The sequence below is a fragment of the Mesorhizobium sp. M0106 genome, assembly GCF_040322715.1.
Taxonomy (GTDB): Bacteria; Pseudomonadota; Alphaproteobacteria; order Rhizobiales; family Rhizobiaceae; genus Mesorhizobium.
Map to the genome: position 1 here is coordinate 93,505 of NZ_JAMYUA010000016.1, position 26,311 is coordinate 119,815.

At 61.5% G+C, this 26,311-nt stretch carries 26 protein-coding genes and 3 pseudogenes; 17 read left to right on the forward strand and 12 right to left on the reverse strand.

The window, feature by feature from the left end; all coding sequences use genetic code 11:
- Positions 1-93: 93 nt before the first annotated feature.
- On the forward strand, positions 94-552 hold the full coding sequence (locus NKJ55_RS17505) for a PaaI family thioesterase (RefSeq protein ID WP_023677140.1): 459 nt from the start codon (positions 94-96) through the stop codon (positions 550-552).
- A gap of 27 nt (positions 553-579) precedes the next feature.
- On the forward strand, positions 580-1,254 hold the full coding sequence (locus tag NKJ55_RS17510; RefSeq protein ID WP_352450983.1) for a 5'-methylthioadenosine/S-adenosylhomocysteine nucleosidase: 675 nt from the start codon (positions 580-582) through the stop codon (positions 1,252-1,254).
- Here NKJ55_RS17510 and NKJ55_RS17515 read toward each other — a convergent pair.
- Positions 1,226-1,552 carry a hypothetical protein gene (locus NKJ55_RS17515; protein ID WP_352450984.1) on the reverse strand — a complete coding sequence of 109 codons (327 nt, stop codon included), beginning with the start codon at positions 1,550-1,552 and terminating at the stop codon, positions 1,226-1,228. The genes NKJ55_RS17510 and NKJ55_RS17515 overlap by 29 nt on opposite strands.
- Before the next feature lie 71 nt (positions 1,553-1,623).
- Here NKJ55_RS17515 and NKJ55_RS17520 point away from each other — a divergent pair, with 71 nt between their 5' ends.
- Together NKJ55_RS17520 and guaA are read left to right on the forward strand one after the other, a co-directional pair.
- Positions 1,624-2,157 (forward strand): MarR family winged helix-turn-helix transcriptional regulator, encoded by a 534-nt coding sequence (locus tag NKJ55_RS17520; protein ID WP_352450985.1) that lies wholly within the window; start codon positions 1,624-1,626, stop codon positions 2,155-2,157.
- Positions 2,158-2,212: 55 nt separating this feature from the next.
- A complete protein-coding gene (guaA, locus tag NKJ55_RS17525; protein ID WP_352450986.1) occupies positions 2,213-3,775 on the forward strand; it encodes a glutamine-hydrolyzing GMP synthase in 1,563 nt (520 codons plus the stop codon).
- A 668-nt stretch (positions 3,776-4,443) separates the two neighbouring features.
- Here guaA and NKJ55_RS17535 read toward each other — a convergent pair.
- Positions 4,444-5,091 (reverse strand): TetR/AcrR family transcriptional regulator, encoded by a 648-nt coding sequence (locus NKJ55_RS17535; RefSeq protein ID WP_352450987.1) that lies wholly within the window; start codon positions 5,089-5,091, stop codon positions 4,444-4,446.
- A gap of 286 nt (positions 5,092-5,377) precedes the next feature.
- Between NKJ55_RS17535 and NKJ55_RS17540 the strand changes: the two genes are divergently transcribed.
- Together NKJ55_RS17540 and NKJ55_RS17545 are read left to right on the forward strand one after the other, a co-directional pair.
- Positions 5,378-6,271 (forward strand): NAD(P)/FAD-dependent oxidoreductase, encoded by an 894-nt coding sequence (locus tag NKJ55_RS17540; protein WP_352450988.1) that lies wholly within the window; start codon positions 5,378-5,380, stop codon positions 6,269-6,271.
- A gap of 133 nt (positions 6,272-6,404) precedes the next feature.
- A pseudogene (locus tag NKJ55_RS17545) lies at positions 6,405-7,264 on the forward strand (class I SAM-dependent methyltransferase).
- A gap of 906 nt (positions 7,265-8,170) precedes the next feature.
- Here NKJ55_RS17545 and NKJ55_RS17550 read toward each other — a convergent pair.
- The 5 genes and pseudogenes from NKJ55_RS17550 to NKJ55_RS17570 all read right to left on the reverse strand — a co-directional run.
- Positions 8,171-8,283 (reverse strand): annotated as a pseudogene (locus tag NKJ55_RS17550) (alpha/beta fold hydrolase); the annotation flags it as partial.
- Positions 8,284-8,286: 3 nt separating this feature from the next.
- Entirely contained in the window at positions 8,287-9,099 is an 813-nt protein-coding gene (locus NKJ55_RS17555) for an SDR family NAD(P)-dependent oxidoreductase (RefSeq protein ID WP_352450989.1), read from the reverse strand.
- 34 nt (positions 9,100-9,133) lie between these two features.
- Positions 9,134-9,640: an SRPBCC domain-containing protein gene (locus NKJ55_RS17560; protein ID WP_352450990.1), complete on the reverse strand. Its 507-nt coding sequence runs from the start codon at positions 9,638-9,640 to the stop codon at positions 9,134-9,136.
- Positions 9,641-9,643: 3 nt separating this feature from the next.
- Positions 9,644-10,243: an NADPH-dependent F420 reductase gene (locus NKJ55_RS17565; RefSeq protein ID WP_352450991.1), complete on the reverse strand. Its 600-nt coding sequence runs from the start codon at positions 10,241-10,243 to the stop codon at positions 9,644-9,646.
- A gap of 150 nt (positions 10,244-10,393) precedes the next feature.
- Positions 10,394-11,128: an SDR family NAD(P)-dependent oxidoreductase gene (locus NKJ55_RS17570; protein WP_023676197.1), complete on the reverse strand. Its 735-nt coding sequence runs from the start codon at positions 11,126-11,128 to the stop codon at positions 10,394-10,396.
- Between the two features lie 268 nt (positions 11,129-11,396).
- On the opposite strand from NKJ55_RS17570, the gene NKJ55_RS17575 reads away from it, so the two are divergent.
- The 6 genes and pseudogenes from NKJ55_RS17575 to NKJ55_RS17600 all read left to right on the forward strand — a co-directional run bounded on the left by NKJ55_RS17575 (position 11,397) and on the right by NKJ55_RS17600 (position 16,367).
- The gene (locus NKJ55_RS17575) at positions 11,397-12,293 is read left to right on the forward strand and encodes a LysR family transcriptional regulator (protein ID WP_352450992.1); all 897 of its coding nucleotides are present in this window, start codon (positions 11,397-11,399) and stop codon (positions 12,291-12,293) included.
- A gap of 208 nt (positions 12,294-12,501) precedes the next feature.
- Complete coding sequence (locus NKJ55_RS17580) at positions 12,502-13,089, forward strand: NAD(P)H-dependent oxidoreductase (protein WP_352451024.1); 588 nt, start codon at positions 12,502-12,504, stop codon at positions 13,087-13,089.
- Positions 13,090-13,195: 106 nt separating this feature from the next.
- Positions 13,196-13,363, forward strand: a pseudogene (locus NKJ55_RS17585) (GMP synthase (glutamine-hydrolyzing)); the annotation flags it as partial.
- A gap of 333 nt (positions 13,364-13,696) precedes the next feature.
- Positions 13,697-14,629, forward strand: coding sequence for an alpha/beta hydrolase (locus NKJ55_RS17590; RefSeq protein ID WP_352450993.1), 933 nt, complete (start codon positions 13,697-13,699; stop codon positions 14,627-14,629).
- 19 nt (positions 14,630-14,648) lie between these two features.
- A complete protein-coding gene (locus NKJ55_RS17595; protein ID WP_352450994.1) occupies positions 14,649-15,596 on the forward strand; it encodes an RNA polymerase sigma factor in 948 nt (315 codons plus the stop codon).
- 60 nt (positions 15,597-15,656) lie between these two features.
- On the forward strand, positions 15,657-16,367 hold the full coding sequence (locus tag NKJ55_RS17600) for an SGNH/GDSL hydrolase family protein (protein ID WP_352450995.1): 711 nt from the start codon (positions 15,657-15,659) through the stop codon (positions 16,365-16,367).
- Between the two features lie 72 nt (positions 16,368-16,439).
- On the opposite strand, the gene NKJ55_RS35650 is transcribed toward NKJ55_RS17600, so the two are convergent.
- Positions 16,440-17,018: a GFA family protein gene (locus NKJ55_RS35650; RefSeq protein WP_502904486.1), complete on the reverse strand. Its 579-nt coding sequence runs from the start codon at positions 17,016-17,018 to the stop codon at positions 16,440-16,442.
- Positions 16,946-17,311: a VOC family protein gene (locus NKJ55_RS17605; RefSeq protein WP_352450996.1), complete on the reverse strand. Its 366-nt coding sequence runs from the start codon at positions 17,309-17,311 to the stop codon at positions 16,946-16,948. Before NKJ55_RS17605 ends, NKJ55_RS35650 begins: the two co-directional genes overlap by 73 nt.
- Positions 17,312-17,398: 87 nt before the next feature.
- On the opposite strand from NKJ55_RS17605, the gene NKJ55_RS17610 reads away from it, so the two are divergent.
- Positions 17,399-18,055 carry a TetR/AcrR family transcriptional regulator gene (locus NKJ55_RS17610; RefSeq protein WP_352450997.1) on the forward strand — a complete coding sequence of 219 codons (657 nt, stop codon included), beginning with the start codon at positions 17,399-17,401 and terminating at the stop codon, positions 18,053-18,055.
- 346 nt (positions 18,056-18,401) lie between these two features.
- Here NKJ55_RS17610 and NKJ55_RS17615 read toward each other — a convergent pair whose 3' ends face one another.
- The 3 genes from NKJ55_RS17615 to NKJ55_RS17625 form a co-directional block, all read right to left on the reverse strand.
- Complete coding sequence (locus NKJ55_RS17615; protein WP_352450998.1) at positions 18,402-18,947, reverse strand: dihydrofolate reductase family protein; 546 nt, start codon at positions 18,945-18,947, stop codon at positions 18,402-18,404.
- A 102-nt stretch (positions 18,948-19,049) separates the two neighbouring features.
- Complete coding sequence (locus tag NKJ55_RS17620; RefSeq protein ID WP_352450999.1) at positions 19,050-19,673, reverse strand: dihydrofolate reductase family protein; 624 nt, start codon at positions 19,671-19,673, stop codon at positions 19,050-19,052.
- Between the two features lie 319 nt (positions 19,674-19,992).
- Complete coding sequence (locus tag NKJ55_RS17625) at positions 19,993-22,053, reverse strand: N,N-dimethylformamidase beta subunit family domain-containing protein (RefSeq protein ID WP_352451000.1); 2,061 nt, start codon at positions 22,051-22,053, stop codon at positions 19,993-19,995.
- 193 nt (positions 22,054-22,246) lie between these two features.
- Here NKJ55_RS17625 and NKJ55_RS17630 point away from each other — a divergent pair, with 193 nt between their 5' ends.
- From NKJ55_RS17630 to hutC, 4 genes are all read left to right on the forward strand, one after another.
- On the forward strand, positions 22,247-23,020 hold the full coding sequence (locus NKJ55_RS17630) for an SDR family NAD(P)-dependent oxidoreductase (protein WP_352451001.1): 774 nt from the start codon (positions 22,247-22,249) through the stop codon (positions 23,018-23,020).
- An 80-nt stretch (positions 23,021-23,100) separates the two neighbouring features.
- Positions 23,101-24,423, forward strand: a complete 1,323-nt coding sequence (gene hisD / locus NKJ55_RS17635; RefSeq protein ID WP_352451002.1) for a histidinol dehydrogenase — start codon at positions 23,101-23,103, stop codon at positions 24,421-24,423.
- 15 nt (positions 24,424-24,438) lie between these two features.
- Positions 24,439-25,461 carry a zinc-dependent alcohol dehydrogenase gene (locus NKJ55_RS17640; protein WP_352451003.1) on the forward strand — a complete coding sequence of 341 codons (1,023 nt, stop codon included), beginning with the start codon at positions 24,439-24,441 and terminating at the stop codon, positions 25,459-25,461.
- Positions 25,462-25,492: 31 nt separating this feature from the next.
- Positions 25,493-26,224: a histidine utilization transcriptional repressor HutC gene (gene hutC, locus NKJ55_RS17645; RefSeq protein ID WP_352451004.1), complete on the forward strand. Its 732-nt coding sequence runs from the start codon at positions 25,493-25,495 to the stop codon at positions 26,222-26,224.
- The last annotated feature ends 87 nt before the right edge of the window (positions 26,225-26,311 follow it).

The following is a 26,311-nucleotide window of genomic DNA, read 5'->3' on the forward strand; positions in this document are numbered from 1 at the left end:
GCTGCAGTGCAGCATTTGCGATTGCCTGCCGCCCACCCCTCTGCGATAAATGCCTTTGCAATAAGATTTGCCGAGAAACGAAGGGCGACGGCCATGGCAGCAAAGATCGTTCCTGCTCCCGATTATGAGGACCGCGTCAGGACGTCCTTCGCGCGCCAGAACGCGATGATGACCATTGGCGCCGAACTGACGCTGGTGACGCCCGGCATCATCGAGATCGAAATGCCCTATTCAGCGGCGCTGACGCAGCAGCACGGCTTTCTCCATGCCGGCGTCATTTCGACGGCTCTCGACTCGGCCTGCGGCTATGCGGCATTCTCGCTGATGCCGGAAAATTCCGGCGTGCTGACCATCGAGTTCAAGGTCAATCTGCTGGCGCCGGGCAGGGGCGAGCGTTTCCTGTTTCGCGGCTCGGTTACCAAGCCCGGCCGCACCATCATCGTCGCCGACGGCCAGGCCTATGCGTTCGCCGTCGACGGCGAGGCCAAGCTGATCGCCACGATGACCGGAACGATGATGACAGTGCTCGGCCGCGACGGCATCGAGGGCTGAGGAACGGGCAGGGGAGGATGGACGATCATGGCCGGCAAGACACCTGGTGAGCTCACCCCGATCTCCGGCAGATCCGTTCTCTTCGTCATGGCTGCCGAGGCCGAATACGGTCCACACCTGCAGCGGCTGTTCACGCCGCTGATGACCGGCGTCGGACCGGTCGAGGCCGGTATCGGGCTCGGCGCCGAACTATCCCGGCTGCATGCCGGGATGGCGCTGCCGGATCTCGTCGTGTCGCTCGGGTCGGCGGGCAGCCGGACGCTGGAGCAGACGGAAATCTACCAGGCCGTTTCAGTCGCCTACCGCGACATGGACGCCTCGCCCCTGGGGTTCGAGAAGGGCGCCACGCCGTTCCTCGACCTGCCTGTCAGCGTGCCGCTGCCGTTCAGGATACCAGGCATCAGGCCGGCGGCGCTGTCCACCGGGGCGGCAATAGTCACCGGCGCCGCCTACGACGCGATCGCCGCCGACATGGTCGATATGGAGACCTTCGCCTGCCTGCGCGCCTGCCAGCTGTTCGACGTGCCGCTTATCGGCCTGCGCGGCATTTCCGACGGGGCAGCCGATCTCAGACATGTCGGCGACTGGACCGAATATCTGCACGTCATCGACGAGAAGCTGGCCGCGGCGGTTCAGCTGCTGGAACAGGCGATCGCCTCCGGCGCAATCGACTTCAAGCTTGTTGGGGCGGCAGGTTCTTAGCGTTGCCGAACAGCACGCCGATCATCCTGAAGCGATCGGCGTTGTCGCGATTGATGTAAGTGACGGACCCGGGCTCGTGATCGAGGGTCCAGCGTCCGGTCGCGCCGGTGTCCCAGTCGGCGACATAACCGTCATCGAGCATCCGCCAGCGCCCGCTTCGCGCCTCGCCATCGTCGAGCAGCATGTGCGCGGCACCCTCGCTTTCAAAATAGACGTAAGCCTCCTTGCCGTTTCGTTCCAACACATGGGTCATGCCCGGAACGAGCATTGCAAGGGTTTCCTTCTGAAGTGCTGCCATGATTTCCTCCTGAATTGAAGTCGCCGATTGCCTTGACCGGCATCGCCACTTAGAGTGAACTAGTAGTCAAGATGCTTGACTATGTATCGGGCGAGAAGAATTTGGTCAAGGGCCTTGACGAAAAACCTGAAGCGCTGCCGGATCACATAGGTTGGCGGCTGTGGCAGGCGAGCCGCGCCTGGCAGACCGAGTTCGCCGCTGCGATGCGCGCTGCCGGCCATCACTGGTTCACCGAAGCGCGTGCCGGCCTGCTTGGACACATCCCGCGCGGCGGCATGCGCCAGTCGGCGCTGATCGAGCGCTCGGCGATCTCAAAGCAGGCGATTCAGCAATTGCTCGATGGCCTGGAGACGGAAGGTGTGTTGCAGCGTCTGCCCGATCCGCAAGACGGTCGCGGCAAGCTTGTGCGCTACACCCGCAAGGGCCTGGACGCCCTGCGCGATGGCGACCGCATCAAGCTGCAGATCGAACGGAGCTATGTTGCCCGCCTTGGTCACGAGCGTTTCGCGGCGCTGATGGGCGCATTGCGGTCACTCGATACAACGCAAACTGATGCATTGGACAAAGCCTCTGGCGTTGAGGACGACACACCGGAATCGAAGTGAAAGCGCGACCTCACAACCCATTGCGCCGACTCGTTTCTTTCTCTAAACGCTCGCCATGAAAACAGCCAATCATCCCGACACCGTCCTGATTGTCGATTTCGGCAGCCAGTTCACCCAGCTGATCGCCCGCCGCATCCGCGAGGCCGGCGTCTTTTCCGAGATCGTGCCCTTCCAGTCGGCCGAGGCGGCGTTCAAGCGCATCAATCCGAGGGCGGTGATCCTGTCCGGCGGCCCGGCCTCGACCGGCGACATCGGCAGCCCGCGCGCGCCGCAGATCGTCTTCGATGCCGGCGTGCCGGTGCTCGGCATCTGCTATGGCCAGATGGCGATGTGCGTGCAGATGGGCGGCGTCGCCGAAAGCTCCGACCACCGCGAATTCGGCCGCGCCTTCGTCGAGATCGCCAAGGACAGCCCGTTGTTCGAGGGCCTGTGGGCGCCCGGCCAGCGCCATCAGGTGTGGATGAGCCATGGCGATCGGGTCATCTCCCTGCCCAAGGGGTTCGAGGTGCTCGGAAAATCGGAGGGCTCGCCCTTCGCCATCTTCGGCAATGTCGAGCGCAAAATGTACGGCCTCATGTTCCACCCCGAAGTGGTGCATACGCCGGACGGCGCCAGGCTGCTCCGCAACTTCGTCCACAACATCGCCGGCATCGAAGGCGACTGGACGATGCGCGCCTACCGCGAGCACGCGGTCGAGACGATCCGCAAGCAGGTCGGCAAGGGCAAGGTGATCTGCGCGCTGTCGGGCGGCGTCGATTCCTCGGTCGCGGCCTTGCTGATCCACGAGGCGGTCGGCGACCAGCTGACCTGCATCCTTGTCGACCACGGTCTGATGCGCAAGGACGAGGCATCAGGCGTGGTGGAGATGTTTCGCCAGCATTACAATCTGCCGCTGATCCTGGTCGACGCTTCGGACCGTTTCATCGGCGCGCTCGAGGGCGAGTCGGACCCCGAGAAGAAGCGCAAGACCATCGGGCGGCTGTTCATCGAAGTGTTCGAGGAGGAGGCCGAGAAGCTCGGCGGCGCCGATTTCCTGGCACAAGGCACCCTCTATCCCGACGTCATCGAAAGCGTCTCTTTCAGCGGCGGCCCGTCGGTGACCATCAAGTCGCATCACAATGTCGGCGGCTTGCCCGAACGCATGAACATGCAGCTGGTAGAGCCGCTGCGCGAATTGTTCAAGGACGAGGTGAGGGCGCTCGGCAAGGAGCTCGGCCTGCCCGACAGCTTCATTGGCCGGCATCCGTTCCCCGGTCCCGGTCTCGCCATCCGCTGTCCGGGCGGCATCACCCGCGAAAAGCTGGAGATCCTGCGCGAGGCCGACGCCATCTATCTCGACGAGATCCGCAAGGCCGGCCTCTACGACGCCATCTGGCAGGCCTTCGCCGTGCTGCTGCCGGTGCAGACCGTCGGCGTGATGGGCGACGGCCGCACCTACGAGTTCGTCTGCGCGCTGCGCGCCGTCACCTCGGTCGACGGCATGACGGCCGACTTCTACCATTACGACCTGGCATTCCTGGGAGCAGCCGCCACCCGCATCATCAACGAGGTACGCGGCATCAACCGCGTCGTCTACGACGTGACGAGCAAACCGCCAGGCACCATCGAGTGGGAGTGAGGGAAACGGCGATGATAGGCGGCTCTAGCGTAGAATTTCGCAGAAAATACAATGATTTGCGGGCAGGGCAGACTGCTAGCCAGGGCACATTATCAATGGAATTGACAAACCTATCAAGTCATTGAAATCGTTAAGTTTATCGGAGCGCCTGGCGCGGCTCGCAGCTTGTAGCAGATCACTCTGACGGTACTTTTGACGGTGTTTTTCGTATCCGACAGAGCATTCTAAAAAGTACCGTCATTCGTTTTTAGGGTTTGACGGTACTTTTTCTGTGTGTCAACGCTTTGAAATATATAACGAAAATGCCCCGTAGCATGACATTTCCGCGCTGACGGTACTTTAGTTATCGACATACATAGTTTCAGCTTTGGCTGCGGTACCGATCGATGTTCCGGACCCGATCGCATATCGTCGGATGGCACCGTCGCATCACCTATCAAATGTTGTCCCGACTGCTGCCGGATCTGCGATGGAGAGAAGCGTCGACCGCATCCAGGCGGGAGCTTGGACCGCGGTAGATGCGAGCGTCTTTTTATCGTTGGGAGAAAGATGAGGTGCCGCGATCTGTGCAAGCTCGGCCGCGCGCGCCGGCCCAATATAACGCCGGCCCAATATAACGAAGCGCCTGGACCACGGTCCCGGCCAAGCTGCCCGGAGCAATCAAATGCTTATCCGCCCGCGTGGTCGTTGCCACCGTGCGCGGCGATGAACATGGCGACGGCCGACCGGCAATAGGATTCGATTTCGTTGTCGTCCTCTGCTCTCGCCTGATCGAAGCGTGCGATAATCGGGAGATCGGATCCTTTGAAAAGCGCGGCAAACAAGCGGGCGGACCGGAGAGGATCGGGCACGTTCAGAACCGCCTTCGCGTGCAACTGACGCAACAGGGCCTCGATTTGGGCGATGACATGGGCGGGGCCGGCTTCGTAATGGAGCTTGCTTAACGACCTTTGATTCGTCTTGTCGGCCATGATCATGGCTTCGACACTGCGGACGTCCGAGCTCAACAGCGTGCGAAGCAGGGATGATCCCACCGCCATGAGCTGATCTTCGGCCGAACCGTCGACGCCTTCAAAAAGGGCCTGTGGTGCAAACTGATGGCAGCGGGTCGCGATGGCCGCGCTGAACAGCGCCTCCTTGTTCTCGAAGTGCCGATAGATGCTGAGCTTGGATATCTTCGCCCGCTGGGCGACCTTGTCCAATGTCGTCGCTTGAAAACCCAATTCCACAAAGAGTTCGCACGCGGCGTCGACTATCGTTTGGCCAAGCGCCTCGTTGGCGGGCCGGCCGCGCCGGCCCTGGCTGTTTACGGTCACGACAATTCCAGTACTTGACAGTATCCTAATTCATGCATTACGATACCATGTAGTATCGGAAATGTGCAAGCCCGTGGGTAGGTTTCAACCTGTTGTCCAAATCAAGTTTCCCCGGGCCGCCCGGCGATATCGAATGCGGCATTGTCCGGCCGGTCAACACAGATGGGCGACTTTCTCGCAGAGGCCGAAGCCCTGCTAGCTGCCGGTGTCGAGCGCGTATCGGTGGACGATATTGCGCGCCAGGCCCAGCCCAACCCCCTCCATCCACGACACGGAGCCCATCACCATGGATGACGTCATCATCATCGGCGGCAGCTTTGCCGGTCTCGCCGGCGCCCTGCAGCTCGGCCGTGCCCGCCGCAAGGTCACCGTTCTCGATACCGGCCTGCCGCGCAACCGCTTCGCCGGCCATTCACATGGTCTGCTCGGCCACGATCACAAGCCACCGCTGGACATCCTGGCCGAGGCGCGGCAGCAGCTGGCGCGCTATCCCACGATCAGGCTGGTCAATGCCCGGGCCGACAGCGTCTCCGGCGCCGTCGACGATTTCTCCGTCCTCACTGGCGATGGCGAAAGCCTTGGGGCGCGCCGCCTGATCCTGAGCTATGGCGTCGCCGACCAGATGCCTGATGTTCCGGGCTTTGCCGAAGGCTGGGGCACGTCCATCGTGCCCTGCCCCTATTGCGACGGCTTTGAAGCCGCCGGCCAGCATTGGGGCCTCGTCTGGTCCGGCCCGCAGTCGCACCAGTCTGTCAGGCTGTTCCACGATTGGACCGACAGGTTGACGCTCTTCGCCGATGGTCACGACATTCCGCCCGATATCCGGGCCGATCTCGCGCGTCGTAACATACCTGTCGTCGATGGCCGGATCACCGAGATCGCCCATCACGGGGGCCATCTCGCCACCGTCAATCTCGATACCGGCCCCAATGTCGCGGTCGACATCCTGTTCGCGCATCCGCGCAACAAGCCGTCCGCAAGCCTGCATGAATCGCTGGGCCTCGCCACGGTCGATACGCCCCTCGGCATCGCCCTCAAGGTCGACGAGCGCCGCGAAACCAGCATGCCCGGCATCTACGCCGCCGGCGACCTCGCCAACCCCCTCATGCCCTCGGTCACCACGGCATCATCGCACGGCGCGATGGCGGGCATCTTCTCCCAGCAGTCGATGCTGGTTTGAGAGCACAGATTCCCTTCTCCGGTTGCCGCGGGCTATCATATTCTGAAGGTTGCGGGCCGGTGCCACGGAACGCGGGCCCCCTCTCCCCTGAGGGGAGAGCCTAGCAAAGAAAGAATCAGAACAAGGATATGGCATGGCAGAGAAAAATGTTTATCAGGTAGCCGACTGGAATGGCCAAAGCGGGGAGCGCTGGGTCGCTTACCAGGCCCGGCTCGATGCCATGATGGCGGTGTTCGGCCAGGCCGCGATCGAAGCCGCGCCCGCCACGGGCGAACGCGTGCTGGACGTCGGCTGCGGCGCGGGGGCGTCTAGTCTGGATCTGGCCGCCCGCGTCGGCGCGGGGGGCCATGTGCTAGGCGTGGACATATCCGAACCGCTGATCGGCAGAGCGCGCGCGCTAGCGCCGCAGGATACGCCGGCCCTGTTCCAGGTGGCCGACGCCAGCAGCACCGCGTTGCCCGAGGGCGCGTTCGACATCCTGTTCTCGCGCTTCGGAGTGATGTTCTTTGACGATCCTACGGCGGCGTTCGCTCATATGCGCCGTGCGCTCAAGCCTGGCGCGCGGGTCGCTTTCGTCAGCTGGCGCGGCATGGCCGAGAACGATTGGGTGCGCTTGCCGATGGGCGCGATCAAGGGCATCGTCCCGCCGACGGCGCCGCCCGATCCCGAAGCGCCCGGCCCGTTCTCGTTTGGCGACCAGGGGCGGGTGGCGCGTATTTTAACGGCGGCTGGCTTCACCGATGTCGCTATCGCGCCATTCGATGCCTCCATCCCGTTCGGCGAGGGGGGACGCGGGACGCGGCGATCGACGACGCGGTGGAGATGACACTCGAGGTCGGCCCGCTGTCGCGCGCTCTCGCTGATCAGCCCGACGACATCCGCGCCCGCGCCTCGGCCGCGGTTCGTGCCGCCTTCGCGGGCCTCCCCGGCGAGCGGTCGGTGATGATCGACGGCGCGGCGTGGATCGTCATGGCACGCAATCCGGCAAGCTGACAGGGATTAACAGGGGAGACGCCCCCGCTCGGTGGAGCGGGGCGTCTTTGGCCGGTCAGATTGATGTCCCTTCTGGCTTGGAAGCCGCCATTAGCGAGCTAGAGGCTTTGATGGCGGGGTACAGCGTTTGCACGACACTCGAAAACGTTGGTGCACGTGCTTACGGAGCACGTAGCGGGTACGACGTCCGCACGCGGTGTATTCGAGGCTGCACAGAACGCCGCCAAGGCGTAAGTCCGGGACGGATCAAGGCATGAGAGGAACTGCGTGTCGTTCAGGCTCTTGCGAGCCGTGACGGTCTTTTTGCCGACGGGATCGTGAAGGCACAGCTAAAGAATGTCGAAAATCGACCAATCGATGCCGGTAGTCGCTGAAACCGAGCCGATTTTGAATCGCCGAAATTCTCTTTTGAATTCAAGAGCGCAAATTTCTGACGGATCGGGGAGACGGTTCTTCATTGCGTGCAGAAAGAATTTGTGCGTGGAATTCAATGCGTTACGATCACTTAAAACAATCGAGTGGGAGTGAGGGGGCGTGCGGTAGAGTAGGTTGGAGTACTGTCGGATATATTCGGAAATTGTTGGTCAACGATAGAAGGCGATAGTTCGCGGGCGATTCTGCAAGAACAAGCAGCCGTTTTGCAGGTCGGCGATAGACCTTCGATTATATGTAGAGATGCTCAAAGGGATCGATACACCGCGCCGTTCACAGCACATGCTTTGGATTGGGATTGGAGCGCCGATCCAATTCCTCGGACAATAGACATCATGTTCCGTGGATTTGTATCATGGTCTAAGCCCCGGGGCGGGACCAACGAGACGAGCGCACGGCCGCCGAGCACAGCGGGGACGGCGCCGTAGCTGAATACGTTCTCGTGCCTCGCATAGTTTCAGAGTGCTCCCGCAATGCGTGGATCGTGCGCATGCCGTGCGGCAGATCCCTGTAGACTTAAGCGTGCCATGCTTCAGCAGCTTGGCCGATAGCGGACCCGAGTTGGCGAACGGAACAATTTGGTCGTCCTGCTACGCGACGAAGCGGACCACGCCACCATCCACCCGCAAAGCCGCGCCGGTGGTCGCCGAAGCCTGCTCCGAGCAGGTGTAGATGATCATGTTGGCCACCTCATCGGTGGTCGCGAAGCGGTGGATGAGGCTCGTCGGACGCATCGCCTGCAGGAAGCCCTGCTCGGCTTCGTGCTGCGTGATTCCATTTGCGTCAGCCTGTTTCGCCATGAAGTTGCCCAGGATCTCAGAGCGGGTAGGTCCCGGCAGGACGGCGTTGACGGTGACGCCCGTGCCCGCGACCGCCTCGGCAAGCCCGCGTGAGACCGCGAGTTGAGCGGTCTTGGTCATGCCATAGTCGAGCATTTCCTTAGGGACGTTGACTGCGGATTCGCTACTTATGAACACGACGCGGCCCCAGCCTTTCGCCACCATCCGCGGCAGGTAATGACGGCTCGCGCGCACGCCACTCATTACGTTCAACTGGAAGAGGTCAAGCCAGTCCTCATCGGGGATATTTGCGATATCCTCGACGCCGTTGTAGCTCCGGATGTGTGCTGTACCGACGTTGTTCACAAGGATATCGGCGTCCGGCGCATGCGCGATCAAGGCCTTTGCCCCCTCCGCTGTCGCAAGATCAGCGGCGATACCCGAGATGTCGCTGCCGGGGAAGGCCTGCCGCATCTGCCGCACCGCCTCATCGACCCGAGCGTTTCCACGGCCGTTGACGACGACCGATGCACCGGCACGCGCCAACCCCTCCGCCGTCGCGCGGCCGATACCGGCGGTGGATCCGGTAACAATGGCCTTGCGGCCTTTGAGTTCGATATTCATCTCATTCATCTCCAAAATTAAATAGGAAGCGCAATCAATCCACTGTCGTCTTCGCTGTTTCCGCCTCCGCTGCGTGGGCGAGGCTTTCGACCCAGTCTTGGTGATACCGGTAGAGTGCGCCGGGATGTTTGCGCCCGAGTTCATCGAGGAAGAAGGGGCCCTGCTGCGTTTCCTCGGTCAGCACATGGCAGCCATGGTCCGTAGGCGTGATGACCCAGCCATGGTATGCGCTTGAGCCGGTCTCGTCGCCATCAACTGTCGTCGCCCATGCGAGCCTGCGAAGGGGCTCGCATTCCGTCACGACCAGACTCATCGGAAATCCAACCGTCACACGGCTGTATCGCGTTCCGAGCGCCAGTTCCGGCTCCCCCGTCAGAATCTTGACCTGATCCTCGGCGGGAAAGTAGCTCGACCAATTCTCGGCTTCGACGAGCAGCTTCCAGACCGCTTCAGGCGGCGCCTTCACGTCAATGTCGTTGAGTGCGTAGATGGCCGACGTTTTCGGATCATATCGCTCGGGCCAAGTCACATGGTCGTACATCGATTACTGCTCCTTCTTGAACAAATCCTGGAAGATGAGCTGGCCCCAAGTGCGGCCGCGCGCGTGCACCAGCGCGCCACCCTCGTTGAGCTTTCCCAGCTTGACGGGTGCGAACCCGAGTTGTTTGGCCAAGGCCGCCACGGGAGCGATCGCGTCCTCGTCGTCGCTCGACAGAAAGACGACCCGGTGGCCGCCCTCGACGATCGGATCGGCAGCCAGGGTGGCCGCAACCAGGTGATTGAAACCTTTCACGAACTTGGCGCCGGTGAACGCCTTCGCGACGAAGGCGGAGGACGGGAGGCCGTCCAGCTCTTCAGGCACTGGAAACGCGTTCATCGCGTCGATGACTGTCTTGCCTTCCCAGCTCGGCAGAGCCTTCGCAACCTCGCGATGCTCCCCGAACGGGACCGCCAAGATGATTGTGTCGGCCTCGAGTGCATCCCGCAGCGACTTGGCGACGACCGTGGGTCCAATCGCCCGAGCCTGCGGCGCCGACGCCTCGGGCGGCCGGCGGCTCGCGACGGCCACGTCGATGTTTCTACGGGCGAAGGCGTGGGCGAGGGCCTGACCTATCTTAGCGAATCCTACAATTGCGTAGCTCATGATCTTCTCCGATCCGTGTTGGTATTGATTTCCCCGGCCTTCAACGGCGCTGGGTTATTCGTTGCGCTGTGTGGCGACCTTTGCGTGGTCGTTCCACCATGGACACGCTAGTTCCCGCCGGTCAGCCGCTTCCCGCGATCCGGCGCGATTTCAGATGGCCGAGAAGCCGCCATCGACGGATAACTCCACCCCATTCACGAAGCTCGAATCGTCGGAAGCAAGAAACAGCGCGGCCGTCGCAATTTCCTCAGGACGCCCCATCTTTCCCCGCGGGATCAGGGATTCGAACATCTGCTTCGCCTCCTCGGTGAGGACTTGGTCCTGCATCGGTGTGGCGATCGGCCCCGGGTGCAGCACGTTCACCCGGATATTCCTGCCCTTGAGTTCGTTGAGCCACCCGCGTGCGAATGCGTGCAGCGCCGCCTTGCTCGCCGCATACACGCTGTAACCAGGAAAACCTTTCACCGAAGCAACTGACCCGGTCATGAAGATCGATCCGCCATCGTTGAACAGCGGCAACGCCTTCTGAACCGTAAACAGCGTGCCGCGCGTATTCAGGCCGAAGGCCGCATCGAAGTGCTGCTCGGTAATCTCGCCCAGTGGGACGGCTTCGCCTGTGCCGGCGCTCGCGTACAGGACGTCGATCCTGCCCTTTTCCCGCTTGACTGTATCGAACAGGCGGTCGAGGTCGTCGAGATTGGCCGCGTCGCCGCGCACGCCGGTCACGTTCCGGCCGATCAGCTTGACGGCCTCGTCCAGCGCCTCCTGTCTCCGGCCCGTGATAAAAACATAGGCGCCTTCTTCAACGAACCGCTTGGCGCTCGCCAGCGCCATGCCGCTCGATCCACCCGTGATGACTGCAACCTTACCCTCAAGCTTTCCCATGACTTCTCCTTTCGTGGTGTCGGGACAGCATCTGCCCCCGAGAGCCTCGAAATGGGTCCGCCGGCGTCAGTTGTTGAGTGCGGAAGCGCGCACATCGGTGGTGCGAAATCGATCCGGTTGGACAACTGACGCCAGCCGCGACGATCGGTGTCCGCCGTTCGGAATTGGGCCGCACTCGTCGACATAGGCTATGATGAACGCCCGTACTGCTGTTCGATGTGTTAGATACGGGCTTTGGAAGGCGCACCGCGCGGTGCGGGATTGCACCATGATCGACTGGGATGACGTTCGCTACTTTCTTGCTGTCGCGCGCGGAGGCTCGGTGCGGGCCGCCGCCGAGCGCCTCGGGGTGAATCACTCGACCGTGCTGCGACGCATCGCCCAGCTCGAGGAACGCCTCGGGGCGCACATGTTCGAAAAGCTGCCTTCGGGCTACCGCCTGACGGCTGCGGGCGAGGAGGTCCTCGAGCTCGCGAACCAGATGGAAGCGTCGTCGCACCAGCTGGAGACGCGCGTCTTGGGGCGCGACCAGAGCGTTCGCGGGCTTCTGCGGGTGACGCTGGCGCCGCCCCTCGCGACACATCTGCTCATGCCGGACTTCGCCGATTTCGCGCGTCTGCATCCGGACATCGAGATGGAAATCTTGTCGTCCGGCGAGCTGGCAAATCTGACCAACCGAGAGGCCGACGTCGCGATCCGCGTCGTCTACGACCGCAAAACCCTGCCGCTCAATCTTCACGGCCTGAAGGGACCGGAGCTGTTCGGCGGCATCTACATGTCCTGCGATCGACTAGCCGCGTGGCGTGCGGGCGCGCCTGATCCCATCCGGTGGATCGTCATAAGCATTCATGGAATTCCGGAATGGGCCAGCGAGGGTGAGGTTCGCACCACCGGGGTTCCCTTCAGGACCACGGACGCCGAGGCGCAGATCGTTGCTGTACGGCAAGGGCTCGGGATCACGACACTGCCCTGCTTCGTCGGAGATGCCGACCCCCTACTGGTGAGGGTGCCGGGCACCGACCTGCACATGTACGGAACGCTCTGGCTTCTCACGGTGGGGGAGACACGCAAGACGAAGCGCGTGCGGCTCTTCACGGAGTTCGTATCCCGCAGGCTAGCCGCGTACGCTCCGCTTCTCGCGGGGCTGTCCATATCGCGCGACTGACGGCTGGCAGGTCGCCGATGGCGCTGTCTCGAGCGTACCGCTGTAGAAGGGCCATTCTCGGCGTCGAAAAACAATTGCTCTTTGAAGACTGTGGCGCGTACAGCTATTTCGAAATCCATGATTGGCATGAGAAGCTTTGCCCGAGCACCGCGCCGCACGAATGATGACGCGCAGCGCAACCAAATTGGGGAGGATTCAAAATATTGGTATGCGATGTTTGATTGTCACGGCTCATCCACTCAATCCAAGCCTTTGCCAAACGCTTTCGAACGCAGCCATCGACACCCTGATGGATGCGAAACACCAGTGCCGACATGTTGATCTGTATCGATCTGGCTTCTTCCCGGCTCTTACACCGGCGGAGCGCGCGAGCTACTATTCCGGATTCGAGACTACAGAGGTAGCTAAAGAGATTGAGGATCTTCTCTGGGCCGAGACTATCGTCTTGATTTTTCCCACGTGGTGGTTCGGACCTCCAGCTATATTGAAGGGCTGGTTCGACAGGGTATGGGTGCCTGGTATTGCATACGATCACGCAGCCGATCTTGGTGCCATACAACCGCGACTTCGCCAGTTAAGGAAGGTGGTTGCAATAACCACTTTGGGCTCACCTTGGTGGGTCGATTGGCTGATCCTCAGGCGGCCAGTGCGGCGTGTTCTCAAGACAGCTATTCTGAATACCTGTGCTCCTCAAGCCTCGCTTACGTTCCTTTCATTTTACAAGGTTGAAAGTCTGCCTAGGCAAGGTGTCGATGCTGCGATAAATCGCATTAGATCAATGCTACAGCATCTATAGCTAAGCCCCGTCACAATGCTCCCTTTCTTTGAAGGGCGCAGGTAGAGCAATGCCCGTGGGGGCAGCGGCTCGTGACCGCTGCCCTTATCGGTATGTACGCCCATACGCGCCGAAAGCGTCACCATCGGTAGATGGCAGCACCGCGGATATCTATCGTCACGACATGGCATTCCTGGGCGGCGCCGCCACCGGCATCATCAACGAGGTGCGCGGCATCAACCGCGTCGTCTATGACGTGACGAGCAAACCGCCAGGCACAATCGAGTGGGAGTGACAAGGAGTACTGCGGAGTAGAAGAGGATAGAGCAGCATGTTTAAGGCGATGTTGGCTCGGCAATAATAGTCAATAGTCCCAGCCCCCGGCCACCCGGCGACGGCATAGACGAAGCATCTGGCCGATCGGCGAATGTCTGGAACGAACGTCCCACAGAGAAGGGTGGAGCAGCCTAGCCTTGCTGGGTTTGACAACCGGGGTCCGCGGCAACTGCCACCGGCGAGGCGTTGCATCTGCCGGCCACGTATCCTTTCGCTGGGTTCATCCGTCTTAGCTGTTCATGGGCACGGTCATCCTTGACATCGCCCTCCTGGACGAATTGGAGCGTGACAAATGAACAGCAAGCAGAGCCTAGCGAACAAGATACACTACGAAACGCTCGCGGAGGCTTTTCGCAGCGGTCGAGAATCGCCACAGGAAGCATCCGAGTGGTCCGTTTTGACGGCAGAACCGGGCGGCGTCGATTACGTCGAGACGAACGTCGGCGACAAGACCGCGCTGTGGGTTCAGCCAAAAACGGCGGCCAAAGACCGGGTCATGCTTTACCTGCACGGCGGTGGCTATGTCGGCGGATCGATCTGGACCCATCGCAAGATGGTCGGACACCTTGCTAAGGCGATCGGCTGTTACGCTCTGCTCGCTACGTACGACTACGTTTTCCAGAGCAAGTTTCCGCGCCAAATCGAGCAGGCCGTGACCGCGTTCGAATGGCTCGCCGAGCAAGGTGTCGCGCCGAAGCACACCATAGCTGCAGGCGATTCCGCTGGTGCTGGCCTGATCGTTGCGGCGGCGATGAAACTCCGCGATGCGGGACGGCCGCTGCCGGCCGCGATCCTCAGCATCTCTGGCTGGTATGATCTGTCGGCGAGCGGGCACTCCTACGAAAGCAACCGCGAGAAGGACGCCTTCTTCCAGAAGGCCAGCGTGGACATGCTCGCGTCGCAAGTCCTCGGTGGGGTCGATGTCCGACGTCCGCTCGCCAGCCCGATCTTTGCCGATCTCAAGGGCCTGCCGCCGATCTATTTGCAGGCGGGCGAAGACGAAACCCTCGTGGACGACAGCCGAGCGCTCGCCGACCGTGCGAGGGCCGCCGGCGTCGAGGTGCGCCTGGACGTATTTCCGGGGATGCTGCACTCGTTCCAGATGATGGCTGGGCGTGCTCCCGAAGCCGACGACGCGATCGCGCGGTTGGCACAATGGGTTCGCCCCAAGCTTGGTCTGGCCGCAACCGCGGCAATACGCGCTGAAGGTCAGGAGGTCGCATGACTGGCAAATTGAAACCAAGATGTGGCAGCTGAAGGACATGCCCGAGCGACCGACCGGCCTGTTCGACGCGCAGTATCGAGCCTTCCTCGAGACAGTGTGGGGCGTCCGCGCGCAACTGCATCGCTATTGCACTCGCATGACCGGCTCGCGGCTCGACGGCGAGGATCTCATGCAGGAGACGCTGTTCGAGGCCTACACGAAGATCGAGACCCTCGATGATCCCCGCAGGCTAAAACCCTGGTTGTTTCGCATCGCTCACAATCGCTGCATTGACTTTGTGAGGCGGCGCCATGCGCGCGAGCGAGCGGAAAGCGCCTATTCGGACGACATCGGCGTCATCGCTGCAGAGCCAGCGACCACTGATGCCCATCGCGCCGTCGAACGGCTGGTCGGTCACCTGCCGCCCAAGGAGCGCGCCTGCGTGCTCCTGAAGGATGTGTTCGACTATTCGCTGGAAGAGACCGCGGAACTCGTGGGCTCGACGGTTGGCGGCGTCAAATCCGCGCTCTCCCGTGGACGTGCGAAGCTCGCCGGCTTGCCCGCGGAACCTGTCGGTGAACCGAGCCGCCCGCTGGATCCCGACACCGCGCGGCTCTTGCAGCGCTATGTTGACCTCTTCAACCGCCATGACTGGGATGGCGTGCGGGGCCTGACCAGCGCCGATGCCCGGTTGCGGGTCGCCGATTGCTATGACGGCCTGCTCAGAAGCTCTCCCTATTTCGTCGAATACGAGCGAAACCCGGAGACGTGGACCATGGAGTTGGGGACGATCGACGGAGAACCCGTCCTCCTCGTGCTTTTCCAGCGAGGCGACCAGTGGCAGGTCGCGTGGCCGGTTCGTGTCCATGTCGCCGGTCGCGTCATCGACCGCATCGAAGACTATTATGCCTGCCCGTGGGTCGTTGGAAACGCCTCGGAGTCCGACTTGACGCTCACGCCTTGGCCAGCCGTTTTGGGAAGAGCATAAGGCGACGATTTCTCACTCTGGCTTGGCGGAGTCACGCTGGTGAATTCTCAACGAAAAATCGTGGCGTGCCTCGGATCGAGCAGCACGGCGGGCAAGGGCCAGGCATTCGATTGGATCGCGGAGCTCCGCCGGCGGCCGGGCAACGGGCAATTTGAGTTCCGGAATTTTGGCGTCGGCGGCGACTTGGCCTACAACGCGCTGCAGCGGTTGCCGGATGTGCTCGCCTGTCGTCCCGACAAGGTCATCGTCTGGGTCGGCGGGAATGATGTTCTCACGCTCGTGTCACGCAAAGTGCGGCGATTCTTTACGTTTTGGAAGCGTCTGCCCCGCACGCCTTCGCCCGATTGGTTCCACGAGAATCTGGCCGAGATAGCACGCAGGCTGAAGCGCGAGACGGCGGCGGACATCGGCCTTTGCTCGCTCCCTCCGATAGGAGAAGCGCCGGATTCGGACGACCCGTTCCAGAGCGAGCTCAACCGGCGGATCAAGGAATATTCTGCGATCGTGGCGGCCATCGCGCACGAGGAACGCTGCGGCTATGTCCCGCTCCATGAGGCGCTCACCGAGGCGGTTCGCGCCTCGCCTGGCCGGGCCTACACGGCGTTCAACTTTCTTCCATTCTATCGCGATGCTTTTCGCGTACTGGTGCTGCAGCGTCCGGATGATGTCGCCCGCGTAAATGGCTGGCTATTTCACACCGACGGCGTGCACTTGAACAGCCGGGCAGGGCTGATCGTGGCGGATCGCCTACAGAAATTCGTTCAGGCCTGAACCCTGAGCGGCAAGGCTGTATCCGATTTGCGCACCTATCTGAATGTCTTATCGCGCAGGCTGGCGGCCGGTTTATCGACCTAGCAACATCGCCACGCGCGATGCCAAAAGTTTAACGACGAACCCTAGAGGATAACCCCGGTGGCTCGGCACGTCGTCAGGAATGACATCGCTGTCCGACTTGAACTTAGTGCAAATCCGCAGCTGCAGTGGCGGGAGTTCTCCGTGAAACCGCGCTCTGTATGCCGAGACCCAATGCGGACCTCTATCGAAGTTCATTAACATCGCTGAATTGCAGCACATGGCGATGACCCTATTCGTGGCTGAAGTTTCCTTAAGCTTGTAACCCCTCAGCAATTCGGCCCCCTTGGAGCACTCGATGCGGTCCTTTCGATAGAGGATGTATGCGGTGCCGCCATCGGGATCGCGTATGGCGCCAGCACCTGGCAAAGCTTCGATCTGATCAGCTCCCTTCCGGCAGTCGTCGCAGTAGCAGGCACTGCTCACGATCGGCCTGCCAAAGGCTTTGAGTTCGACGCCACCGCAAGAGCAAGTTGCGGTCATGATAGGTGAGTGCGTCATCTGCTGGTGATCATCATGCGATTGCCCTCGCTGTCCCGAAATTCCGCGATCGAGCGCCCCGGTTGCCATGGCGCAAGGCGCGGTTCTGCTATGATCTCGGCGCCTCGCGATTTGAGTCTCTGAACGGTGACTTCGATTTCGTTGTCAACCAGCACGAGGACGGGCTCCTCAGATGGTGTTTCGTCCTTGCGCCTTAGGAAGTGGAGGGTGGTTTCGGCACCTGGAAATCCGAGTTCGATCCATCGCCACCCATCATTGCCCATTGGCTGATCGGCGACGACGCGGCAGTTCAGGTGATCGATGTAGAATGCCTTGGCGCGTTCCTGGTCGAACACCGGAAGCTCCGCGAACTGGATGTGCATTGTCGATCTCTCCCCATTGCATCCCGGCTCAAATCAAACTAGACGGTCCAGTACTATGAGTCAATTAGCAGCGCAGGCGCCAGGGGCATGACCAGGACGCCCTCAGCAGGTGTTTCACAAGAACTCGACGAGCAGGGCCGATCGGCACAAAAGCGGCGGGCCATCCTCGATGCGGCGACAGAGGTGTTTCTGCAAAAAGGCTATCTGGCCACCAGTATGGATGAGATCGCAGCGCTTGCGGCGGTGTCGAAGCAGACCGTCTATAAAAATTTTCCAGGCAAGGAGACGCTGTTCGTGGAGATCGTAAGCAGCGTGACCAATCGAGCCAGCGATCGGGTCCACAGTGAAATGCCGGACCTCGCTGAGGGCGAGGATGTTGCCGAATATCTTCAGCGCTATGCGTACCGACAGCTTACCGTGGTGCTCACGCCGCGTGTCATGCAGCTGCGCCGTCTGGTGATCGGCGAGGTCGGCCGCTTCCCAGAACTGGCAAAGGCGCTCTTCGATGGCGGACCCGGGCGCGCAATTGCGGCGATGGCAGTGTTGTTCGAGCGCTTGGCTGATCGCGGCCTGCTTGCGATCGATGATCCGGCCGTCGCCGCTTCCCAGTTCAATTGGTTGATTATGGGCGAGCCATTGAACAGGGCCATGCTGTTGGGTGACGAGTCGATTCCGAAACCGGCGAAGCTTCGACGGCACGCCGCGGCCGGCGTGCGGGTGTTCCTTGCGTCATACGGCAAGTGAGGCACGCCACGGCGACGAGCGAATGCCGGGCGCTACCGTGCGGACCGTTCGGCCGTGTTTGACGGTCCTTTTTTTGGTCCCCAGTGGGTCGCGGCTTGTTGCGGCGCGGCTGTCGAAAATCGACCGATTGTTGTCGATAGTCGCCGAAACCGAGCTGATCCCGAATCGCCGAAATTCCCTTTTGAAATCAAGAGCGCAGATTTCTGACGGATCGCAGAGTCGGTTCTTTAGGGCGTGCAGAAAAGTTTGTGCTGCCGCCTCCTCGCGTTACCATGGCTCAAAACGATCGAGAGGGAATGAGCTCAAATTCGATCCGACGGACATTAGGATGTCGGGTGGGTTATGATCAGGCGGGAACGTACGTCACTCTGATCGCGTCCTCGCCAACCCGGTCGCTGGCCACGAGACGCAGCGGTGGCCGGGGGCCGGCGAAGAATGCCTTGCCGCGACCAAGCACGATGGGACGGAAGTAGAGCCGGTACTCATCGATAAGGCCAAGCTCGGTCAGACTACCCGCAAGCTCCGGTCCGGCGACTTCGATCTCGCCCTCGTGTTCGGCTTTAAGCGCCCTAACGAACCCTTTGAGATCGTCGTCCACCAGCGTGGCGTTCGGCCCGACCGACTTCAGGGTGCGAGAGACGACCCATTTCGGCTGCGCCCGCCAGGCCGCCGCAAAGTCGCGCCCGACCTGGTCCTGTCCCGGCTGATCCTCGTCCCAATAGCGCATTACCTCGTACATGCGCCGGCCGTAGAGGCTGCCGGCGATCCCGCGCACATGGGCGTTGAAGTGGCGATGGAGCGCCTCGCCCGGCATCGGCAGCCCGGGCCCGCCCTCGGCGCCAGCGACATAGCCGTCGAGCGACTGCATCATTCCGAACACAAGCTTCGCCATGCACAGGCTCCTATCGATCGACGACGATCCGAAGGGATCGCATTCATTTATACCTCGCCCTCACTTCGTCGGTTCGTTGGCTGCACACATTCTCTGACGTGTTCACGTTGGCCGGTAAATCTGCGCCACCGCGCCCCCCGGGAAGGCTTTCGAGCTCACCAGCTTGAGAGACATCGGCGCGACCAGTTCGGAGAACAGCGGCAGGTCTTTGCCCAGCGCCACGGGGGCCACCGTCAGGGCGAGCTGGTCGACCAGTCCTTGGGCGACGAGACTCCGGGCGAAGCTCACTCCGCCGTGGGCGATGATCGGCTTGCCCTCTTGGGCTTTCAACTTCGCGACTTCCTCCGCCAAGTCACCGCTCGCCACATAGGCCTCCGCCCAACTTTCACCACCGGGCTGTAACTTTGCCGGCTGACCGGTTCCCGCGTTGACGGCGCGAGCCTCATCGAGCGCCGCCGACTTGCTCACCTCCCTCAGGATCTCCGGTCCCCGTCGTGAGAAGACGGCCTTGGGGATCTGGTTCATCGGCGCCGCGAACTGGTCGCAGGAGATCGGCCACCAGGCGGCCATGTCACGGAAGCTGCGGCTGCCCATGATGTGCAGGCTCGAGTTCCATATGAACTCTACGCCCCAGGCCTTCGCCTCTTGATCGGCGCCGAACATCCATGTGTTTCGGCCATCCAGGTCACGGATCGATATGGACATCTTCAAGATCAGGTCTCTCATCGCTTCTTCCTAGCGCTGGTGAGACCGAAGGACGGGCCAGATCGGTCAGTTCCGACAATTCGTTGCGGGATAGTCCGACAACGCTTGCACGCCGCCGAAGAGGGATACCGAGCTTCCTTGCCTAGTCGGCGAGGGTGTCGTTGATGCCGCGCCAAATTCTGGTTCAGCGCCGTTTGTCAAAGCAGCGCACCTGAAGGTTGCGGCTGAGGCAACTGCCGTCCGCCAGGTGGCGAGAGGCATGTGAGACGAAGCCGGTGCACGCCGACTGATTTGACTCCCAAAAACGGATACGGGTCTTTCCGTAACGGCGCCAATCAGCTTATCGATTTTTCTCGGCCGGTTCTCCTTTCGTGGCGCCGAGGCGGGTAAGCAGATTGAGCGTGATCCTGCCGACATCGTTCATGGCGCCTGCGGCTGGCAGCGCGCCGCACCAGGCAACCGAGCTTGCGGAAAAGATCAAGCCGCCTGCTGCGAGCTTTCGCAGGGTCATTTCGGCGCAGCGGCGGGCGATGCATTGCCTATCCCCGCCCTCGTACCAGCGCGTCGGATCCTGAAAGAAGCTGTCGGGAAATCCCGTCGCACGCGCGATCACGACGGTGTCAGCGGAAGTGCCGAGGGCTGGGTCCGTCGCATCCACTTCGTAGCCCGCGGCACCGCCCAGCACGATGCCGTCCGTGCCAAAGGTCGCATTTTCAACGCCTTCGAACAGCCATGCGCATCCTGCTTCATGGCTTTCCTCAGTGCGCGTGAAGGGGCGTGCGCCATCGAAACCCATCAATGAGATTGCACTGCCGATCAGCGAGAATTCGCCTCGGCCGCGGCAGCGGAGATAGCCGCCTGGTTCGTTGGTGATCGACAGCGCCTGTTCGGCGACCGGGCCGTCCCAGGTGCGGCCGGCCTCCAGCGGCGAGCGCCGCAACTCCATCAGATCGTCCTTGAAAGCCACAGTGGCAGCAAAGCCGTTTCCGCCGAGATAGGCGATGCTGCCGCCTTCGGCTACAAACTGCCGCAGCGCCTGCTCCATCTCGATCGACATATATTCGGGATGACTGCCGGTGACGACGGCTTGATGTCGACGCAAACCGTCTATGCCGCATTCGTGCAAATCGTGATCGGTCAGGATGTCAAACACGATTCCATTGTCGTGGCAGAATCGGAGGAAATGCAGATCGACCGGCAAATTGTGTGGGCAGCCGCAGAGCGGATAATCGTAATCGTCCCTGAGCGTCACTTTCGGCTTTTTGTAGGAGCAAATGGAAACACCGCTAAGGTCGGAATGGTAGTCGTAAAGGGATTTCAGATTGTTGGCGATCGCGAAGCGATGTCCGCGGTCGTCGCCTTTCCATTCATAAAGATGATCCGGGAGACATTCGTCCGCGTAAGCGAGATAGGTCGCCGTCGGCACGAGATACAACAGCGGCGACGAAACCTGTGAAGAGGTGACGAAGAACACCACGCGTTCGTAGCCACCCTCCCATTCGACCTGGAACGCGTAGACGCCTGGGTGTGCGTTTTCAGGGATCGTCGCGCGGTGCGATGCCGGCCACTCAAGCGGGCCGATATCGTCGTCGTGGCAATGGATAGCGTCGTAGTGCGACGGCACCAAGCGAGGCTCGAAGCTCGATCCGTCCCAGCGTGCCGAAGTCACGCAGAAGGCTGGCTGATTGATCACGTCGAGGAGCAACGGATCTGCTCCGCCCGACGACAGGATCGGCTGCGTTGGTAACAGCGTCGGGAAATCCCAGGCAATGGTCCCGTGTGGGGTGTCGAGCCGGATCGCAGCAAATTTCGCGTTGAGGGTAGGTTCGTGGTTGGTGGCACTTGCGCCGAAATGGATGCCGTGCGCCTGGAGGTTCCGCGCCGGGCCGCCAAAACCTTCATGGAGTTCGTAAGGCGCGAGACGGTCGTGGGATTTGATGCGCAGACGCGATTGTTCCTGCCGCAGGTCCAACTCGACGGTGAGCCACACACCAGTTGGCGCCTTCTTCTCGACAAAGGTTTCGTCACCGATTTTCACGACAAATGCGCCGTCGCGGAGGCGCAGCCCGAGGGCGCCTGCCTCCAGGATCGTGCGCGCACCTTCGCTGCGCGTGAGGAACAGCTCAAAACGTATGACGTGGACGGCTTGTACTTTGGCCAGTTCGCCGGCTCGCACGAACAGGAACGACCCTTGGTCGAAATGCCGACGCCGTGCTTCACCTACCGTTTCGATGGGCCAGGCGAGAAATTCCGGAGCCGGCTTGTCGAGCCGGCAAATTCGTGTGGCCTTTATCGGCCGATCGCATGACAGGCTGAGCTTGATCCGCTGGCCTGCTTTGGCACTCCAGGGGGTGGTATAGCCAACCACGCTCATCGCGTCGTGGTCTACTGCGCGCTTCATCTATCCCTCCCGATGAACTCCAGATGGGCTGGGGCGAACCGCGTAGTCCGGTCCGATGTCGGCCAATGCGCTGCCGCTCTGACAAGTTCCGCATGGCGCACTACAGCCATGATGTACATGCTTGTATAGATAAGCTGCATTCGGATAGTCTCGACGCGATCGGTCCAAGCGCGACATTACCAAGGAGGATGACATGCGCAACGCATCTCTCTTCGATCTGTCAGGCAGGAAGGCGCTTGTAACCGGCGCAAGCCGTGGCATCGGGCGCAGCATCGCCGAGGCGCTCAGCGCGGCCGGCGCCGACGTCGCGGTCACGGCGCGCAGCGTGGCCTCGCTCGAGAAGACGATGGCCGCCATCCGCACCGCCGGCGGGGTCGCGCATGCCATCGCCCTGGATGTCACCGATGTCGACCGCTGCCGGGCGGCGACTGCCGAGGCCGGCAGCCTGCTCGGAGGTCTCGATATTCTCGTCAACAATGCGGGGGTGGAAGAGGTCCGGCCTTCACTCGATGTCGACGAGGCCTTGTGGGACCGGATTGTCGATACGAATCTCAAAGGCGCCTTCTTCTGCGCCCAAGCCGCCGCGCGGCAGATGAGAGACGCCGGACGGCCCGGCGTCATTATCAATCTCTGCTCGCTGACCTCCGAGGTTGGGGTTCCCACGGCGGTGCCGTACGGCTCGTCGAAATCAGGCCTCCTCGGCATGACGCGGGCGCTTGCAGCGGAGTGGGCCGATCTCGGGATCCGGGTCAACGCCATTGCGCCTGGCTATTTCAGGACAGCGATGACAGACGTGTTCTACAGCAACGAGGCATGGCAGCAATCGATGCTCGCCAAGATTCCGCAGCGCCGTTTTGGTGATCTCTCGGACCTGCACGGAATCGCGGTGTTCCTCGCTTCGGATGCGGCAGCCTACATAACCGGCCAGTCCATTCCCGTGGATGGAGGCTTTCTCGCATCGATTTGAAGGCTTCAGGGACCGGAGACGTGTCCCAGAAGTGATCGACAAGCGCTAATCGTAATTGCGTTCTAAGAAAAGGAGCCGCCATGTCTGACGTCAGCTTCCACCGCCTGTCATCCCTCAGTGTCGATCAGCGGGCCAGTTTACTGAAACGCGCCGAAGGAGATCTGTCTTCCTTCATCGAAAAGGTCCGTCCAATCATCCAGGCCGTCAAGGATGAAGGTGACGCGGCACTGCTCCGGTTTGCACGCGAACTCGACAAAGCCGATGTTGCTGACGGTGGACTGAAAGTTTCGGAAGCGGAGTTCGACGCGGCATTCGACAAGGTCGACAAGGATGTCGTCGAGAGTATCCGGTTCGGCATCGAGAACATAAGGCATTTCCATGAGGAGCAGCGCCCGGAGACGATGTGGCTCAAGGAAGTTCGGCCGGGCGCCTATGCGGGTGACCGATACACACCGATTGCTTCCGTTGCGCTTTATGTTCCGCGCGGCAAAGGCGCCTTTCCCTCGGTGACGATGATGACCTCGGTTCCGGCGGTGATTGCCGGGGTTCCCCAGATCGCGATTGTGACGCCTGCGACTTCGGATGGTTCCGTCGACGCCGCGACGCTGGTTGCTGCCCGCATCGCCGGCGTGGAGACCGTGTACAAGTGCGGCGGCGCCCATGCGGTCGCCGCCGTCGCCTATGGGACCGAGACCGTGAAGCCTGCCGTCAAGATCGTCGGGCCGGGGAGCCCCTGGGTGGTGGCGGCAAAGAGCGTGTTGTCCCCGATCATCAACACAGGTCTCCCCGCCGGTCCTTCCGAAGCGATCATTTTTGCCGATCACAGCGTCGACGGCGGCCTGGCCGCTCTTGACCTGTTGATCGAGGCCGAGCACGGGCCGGATTCCTCGGCCTACCTGGTGACGCACAGCCGCAAGGTCGCCGAAGCCGCGTTGATTGCGATACCGGAACACTGGTCCAGGATGAGCGAACAGCGTGTGGAGTTCTCACGCGCGGTGCTGACTGGGAAGCGCGGCGGCATCGTGCTGACCGAGTCGCTGGAGGACAGCTACCGGTTCATCAACGACTATGCGCCGGAGCACCTCGAGATTCTGTCAACGGAGCCATTTGCGCATCTCGGACGTATCACGGAAGCTGCCGAGATCCTCATGGGTCCGCATACGCCGGTGACCCTCGCCAACTTCGTCCTGGGACCCAATGCGGTGCTGCCGACCAGCCGGTGGGCGCGAACCTTTGGACCGCTTTCCGTGACGGATTTCGTCAAGCGATCGTCGGTCGGCTATGTGACCTCGGCGGCCTATCCGGAACTCGCCCTGCATGCCCGCAGGCTCGCCCGCTACGAAGGATTCAGCTCGCATGAGAACGCGGTTTCGGAGATCCGCGATCGCTATCTCGCCGGCTGAGCGGAAACGATGACGATGAGGGCGGCGCGACTCCATGGACCCGGCGACTTGCGCGTCGAGAATATCGCCGCGCCAGGCGCTCCCGAGCCAGGCTGGGTGAAGCTGAGGGTCGATGCCGCAGGCATTTGCGGTTCCGATCTCCACAACTTCCGCACGGGCCAATGGATAAGCCGATCGCCTTCGACGGCCGGCCATGAGCTGACAGGCATTGTGATTGCCATCGGCGACGGTGTGGACACTGTCGCTCTTGGCGAACGAGTGGTCGCCGATTCCCGTTTCTGGTGTGGAGAGTGCGCGCAATGCCATGCAGGCAAGCGGCATCTTTGCACGTCGCTGGGCTTTGTCGGCGAGATATGCGACGGCGGATTTGCCGAACAGGCGGTCCTGCCCGCACGCCTGCTGCACGTCGTCGATGCCGTGCTTGACGAACGGGTCGCGGCGATGGCCGAGCCGCTGGCTGTAGCGTTGCACGCAGTGCGGCGTCTGCCGAAAACGGCCGGCTCCGTTCTTGTCGTCGGCTGCGGGACTATCGGCGGGCTTGCCGCACTGCTGCTTTCCCGGACATTCGCAGGTACCGTGCTCGTCGCCGATCGCAATCAGGGCCGCTGCGCCCGGGTGGCGAGGATCACCGGCGCCAGCATCGTCGACTTGAACCGGGACGCCATTGCCGCCGCCACCGCGGATGCCCCCTTGCTCGCTGCCGTCGAAGCAACCGGCAGCGTCGCAGCACTCGGCCAGTTGCTCGGCGTTCTCGATGCCGGCGGCACCGTTGCGATGGTCGGCATATTCCATGGGCGCCTCGACATCGATCCCAACATCTTGGTTGAACGCGAAATAGCATTGCTGGGATGCCACGCCTTTGCCGATGAGCTTCCCGACGCCATCCGGATGCTCGGCGAATTGACCGAGCCCATGGTCGAACTGATCGACCGCGAGATTGGCCTGGATGATGTTCCCGCAGCCTATGAGCGGTTGTTGGCGGGACAGGGCGATGGCTTGAAAACAATCATCCGGATGCGGTCTGCCGGGCGCGTGTGATTTCCGAACCTTGCCGGAAAGGATTTTTGAAATGATCACTTTGCCCGACACCGCCAGCCCTCTTTACGAGAAGGTCAAGGACTACATCCTGACGAACATCGGAACGGGGCGATGGAGCAAGGACCGCAAGCTGCCGTCCGAAAATGAATTCGTGGCGACACTCGGCGTGTCTCGGATGACGGTCCATCGTGCCTTGCGGGAGTTGACCTCTGCGGGTTTTCTGATCCGGCTCCAGGGCGTCGGCACATTCATCGCGCCACCTCGACCGCAATCCGCACTGATCGAGATCAACAACATCGCGGCGGAAATTGTCGCGCGGGGAAACAGGCATCGCTCCGAGGTTATCGTCCTCGAAAAGATCATGCCGACAAAGGAGCTCGCGCTTTCGTTCGAGTTTGCAAAGCGCGTGTCGGTCTATCATTCCATCGTCGTCAACTTCGAGAACGACCTGCCTGTGCAACTGGAAGAGCGCTTCGTCAACCCGGGCCTGATACCCGACTATGACAAGCAGGATTTTTCCAGGACAGCGACCTACGACTACCTCATGCAGAAAACCCCGGTGACGGAGGTCGAGCATATCATCTCAGCGACCCCTGCCGATACCGAAACGGCACGGCATCTGGGCATCGATGTCGGCAGCTGCTGCCTGCTTCTGCATCGCCGGACATGGACGGGCGCCGTCGTTGCCACGATCAGCAAGCTGACTTACGTTGGAAGCCGCTACTCGCTTGGCAGTCGGTATTCTCCGTCCAAAAAAACCTGATCGCAGTGGAGCGATTCAGAGTCGGAAAGAGGTGTCTAACTTGTATATGCATGTATGTATTTAGCCTTGACATCCGCTGTTGCTGAC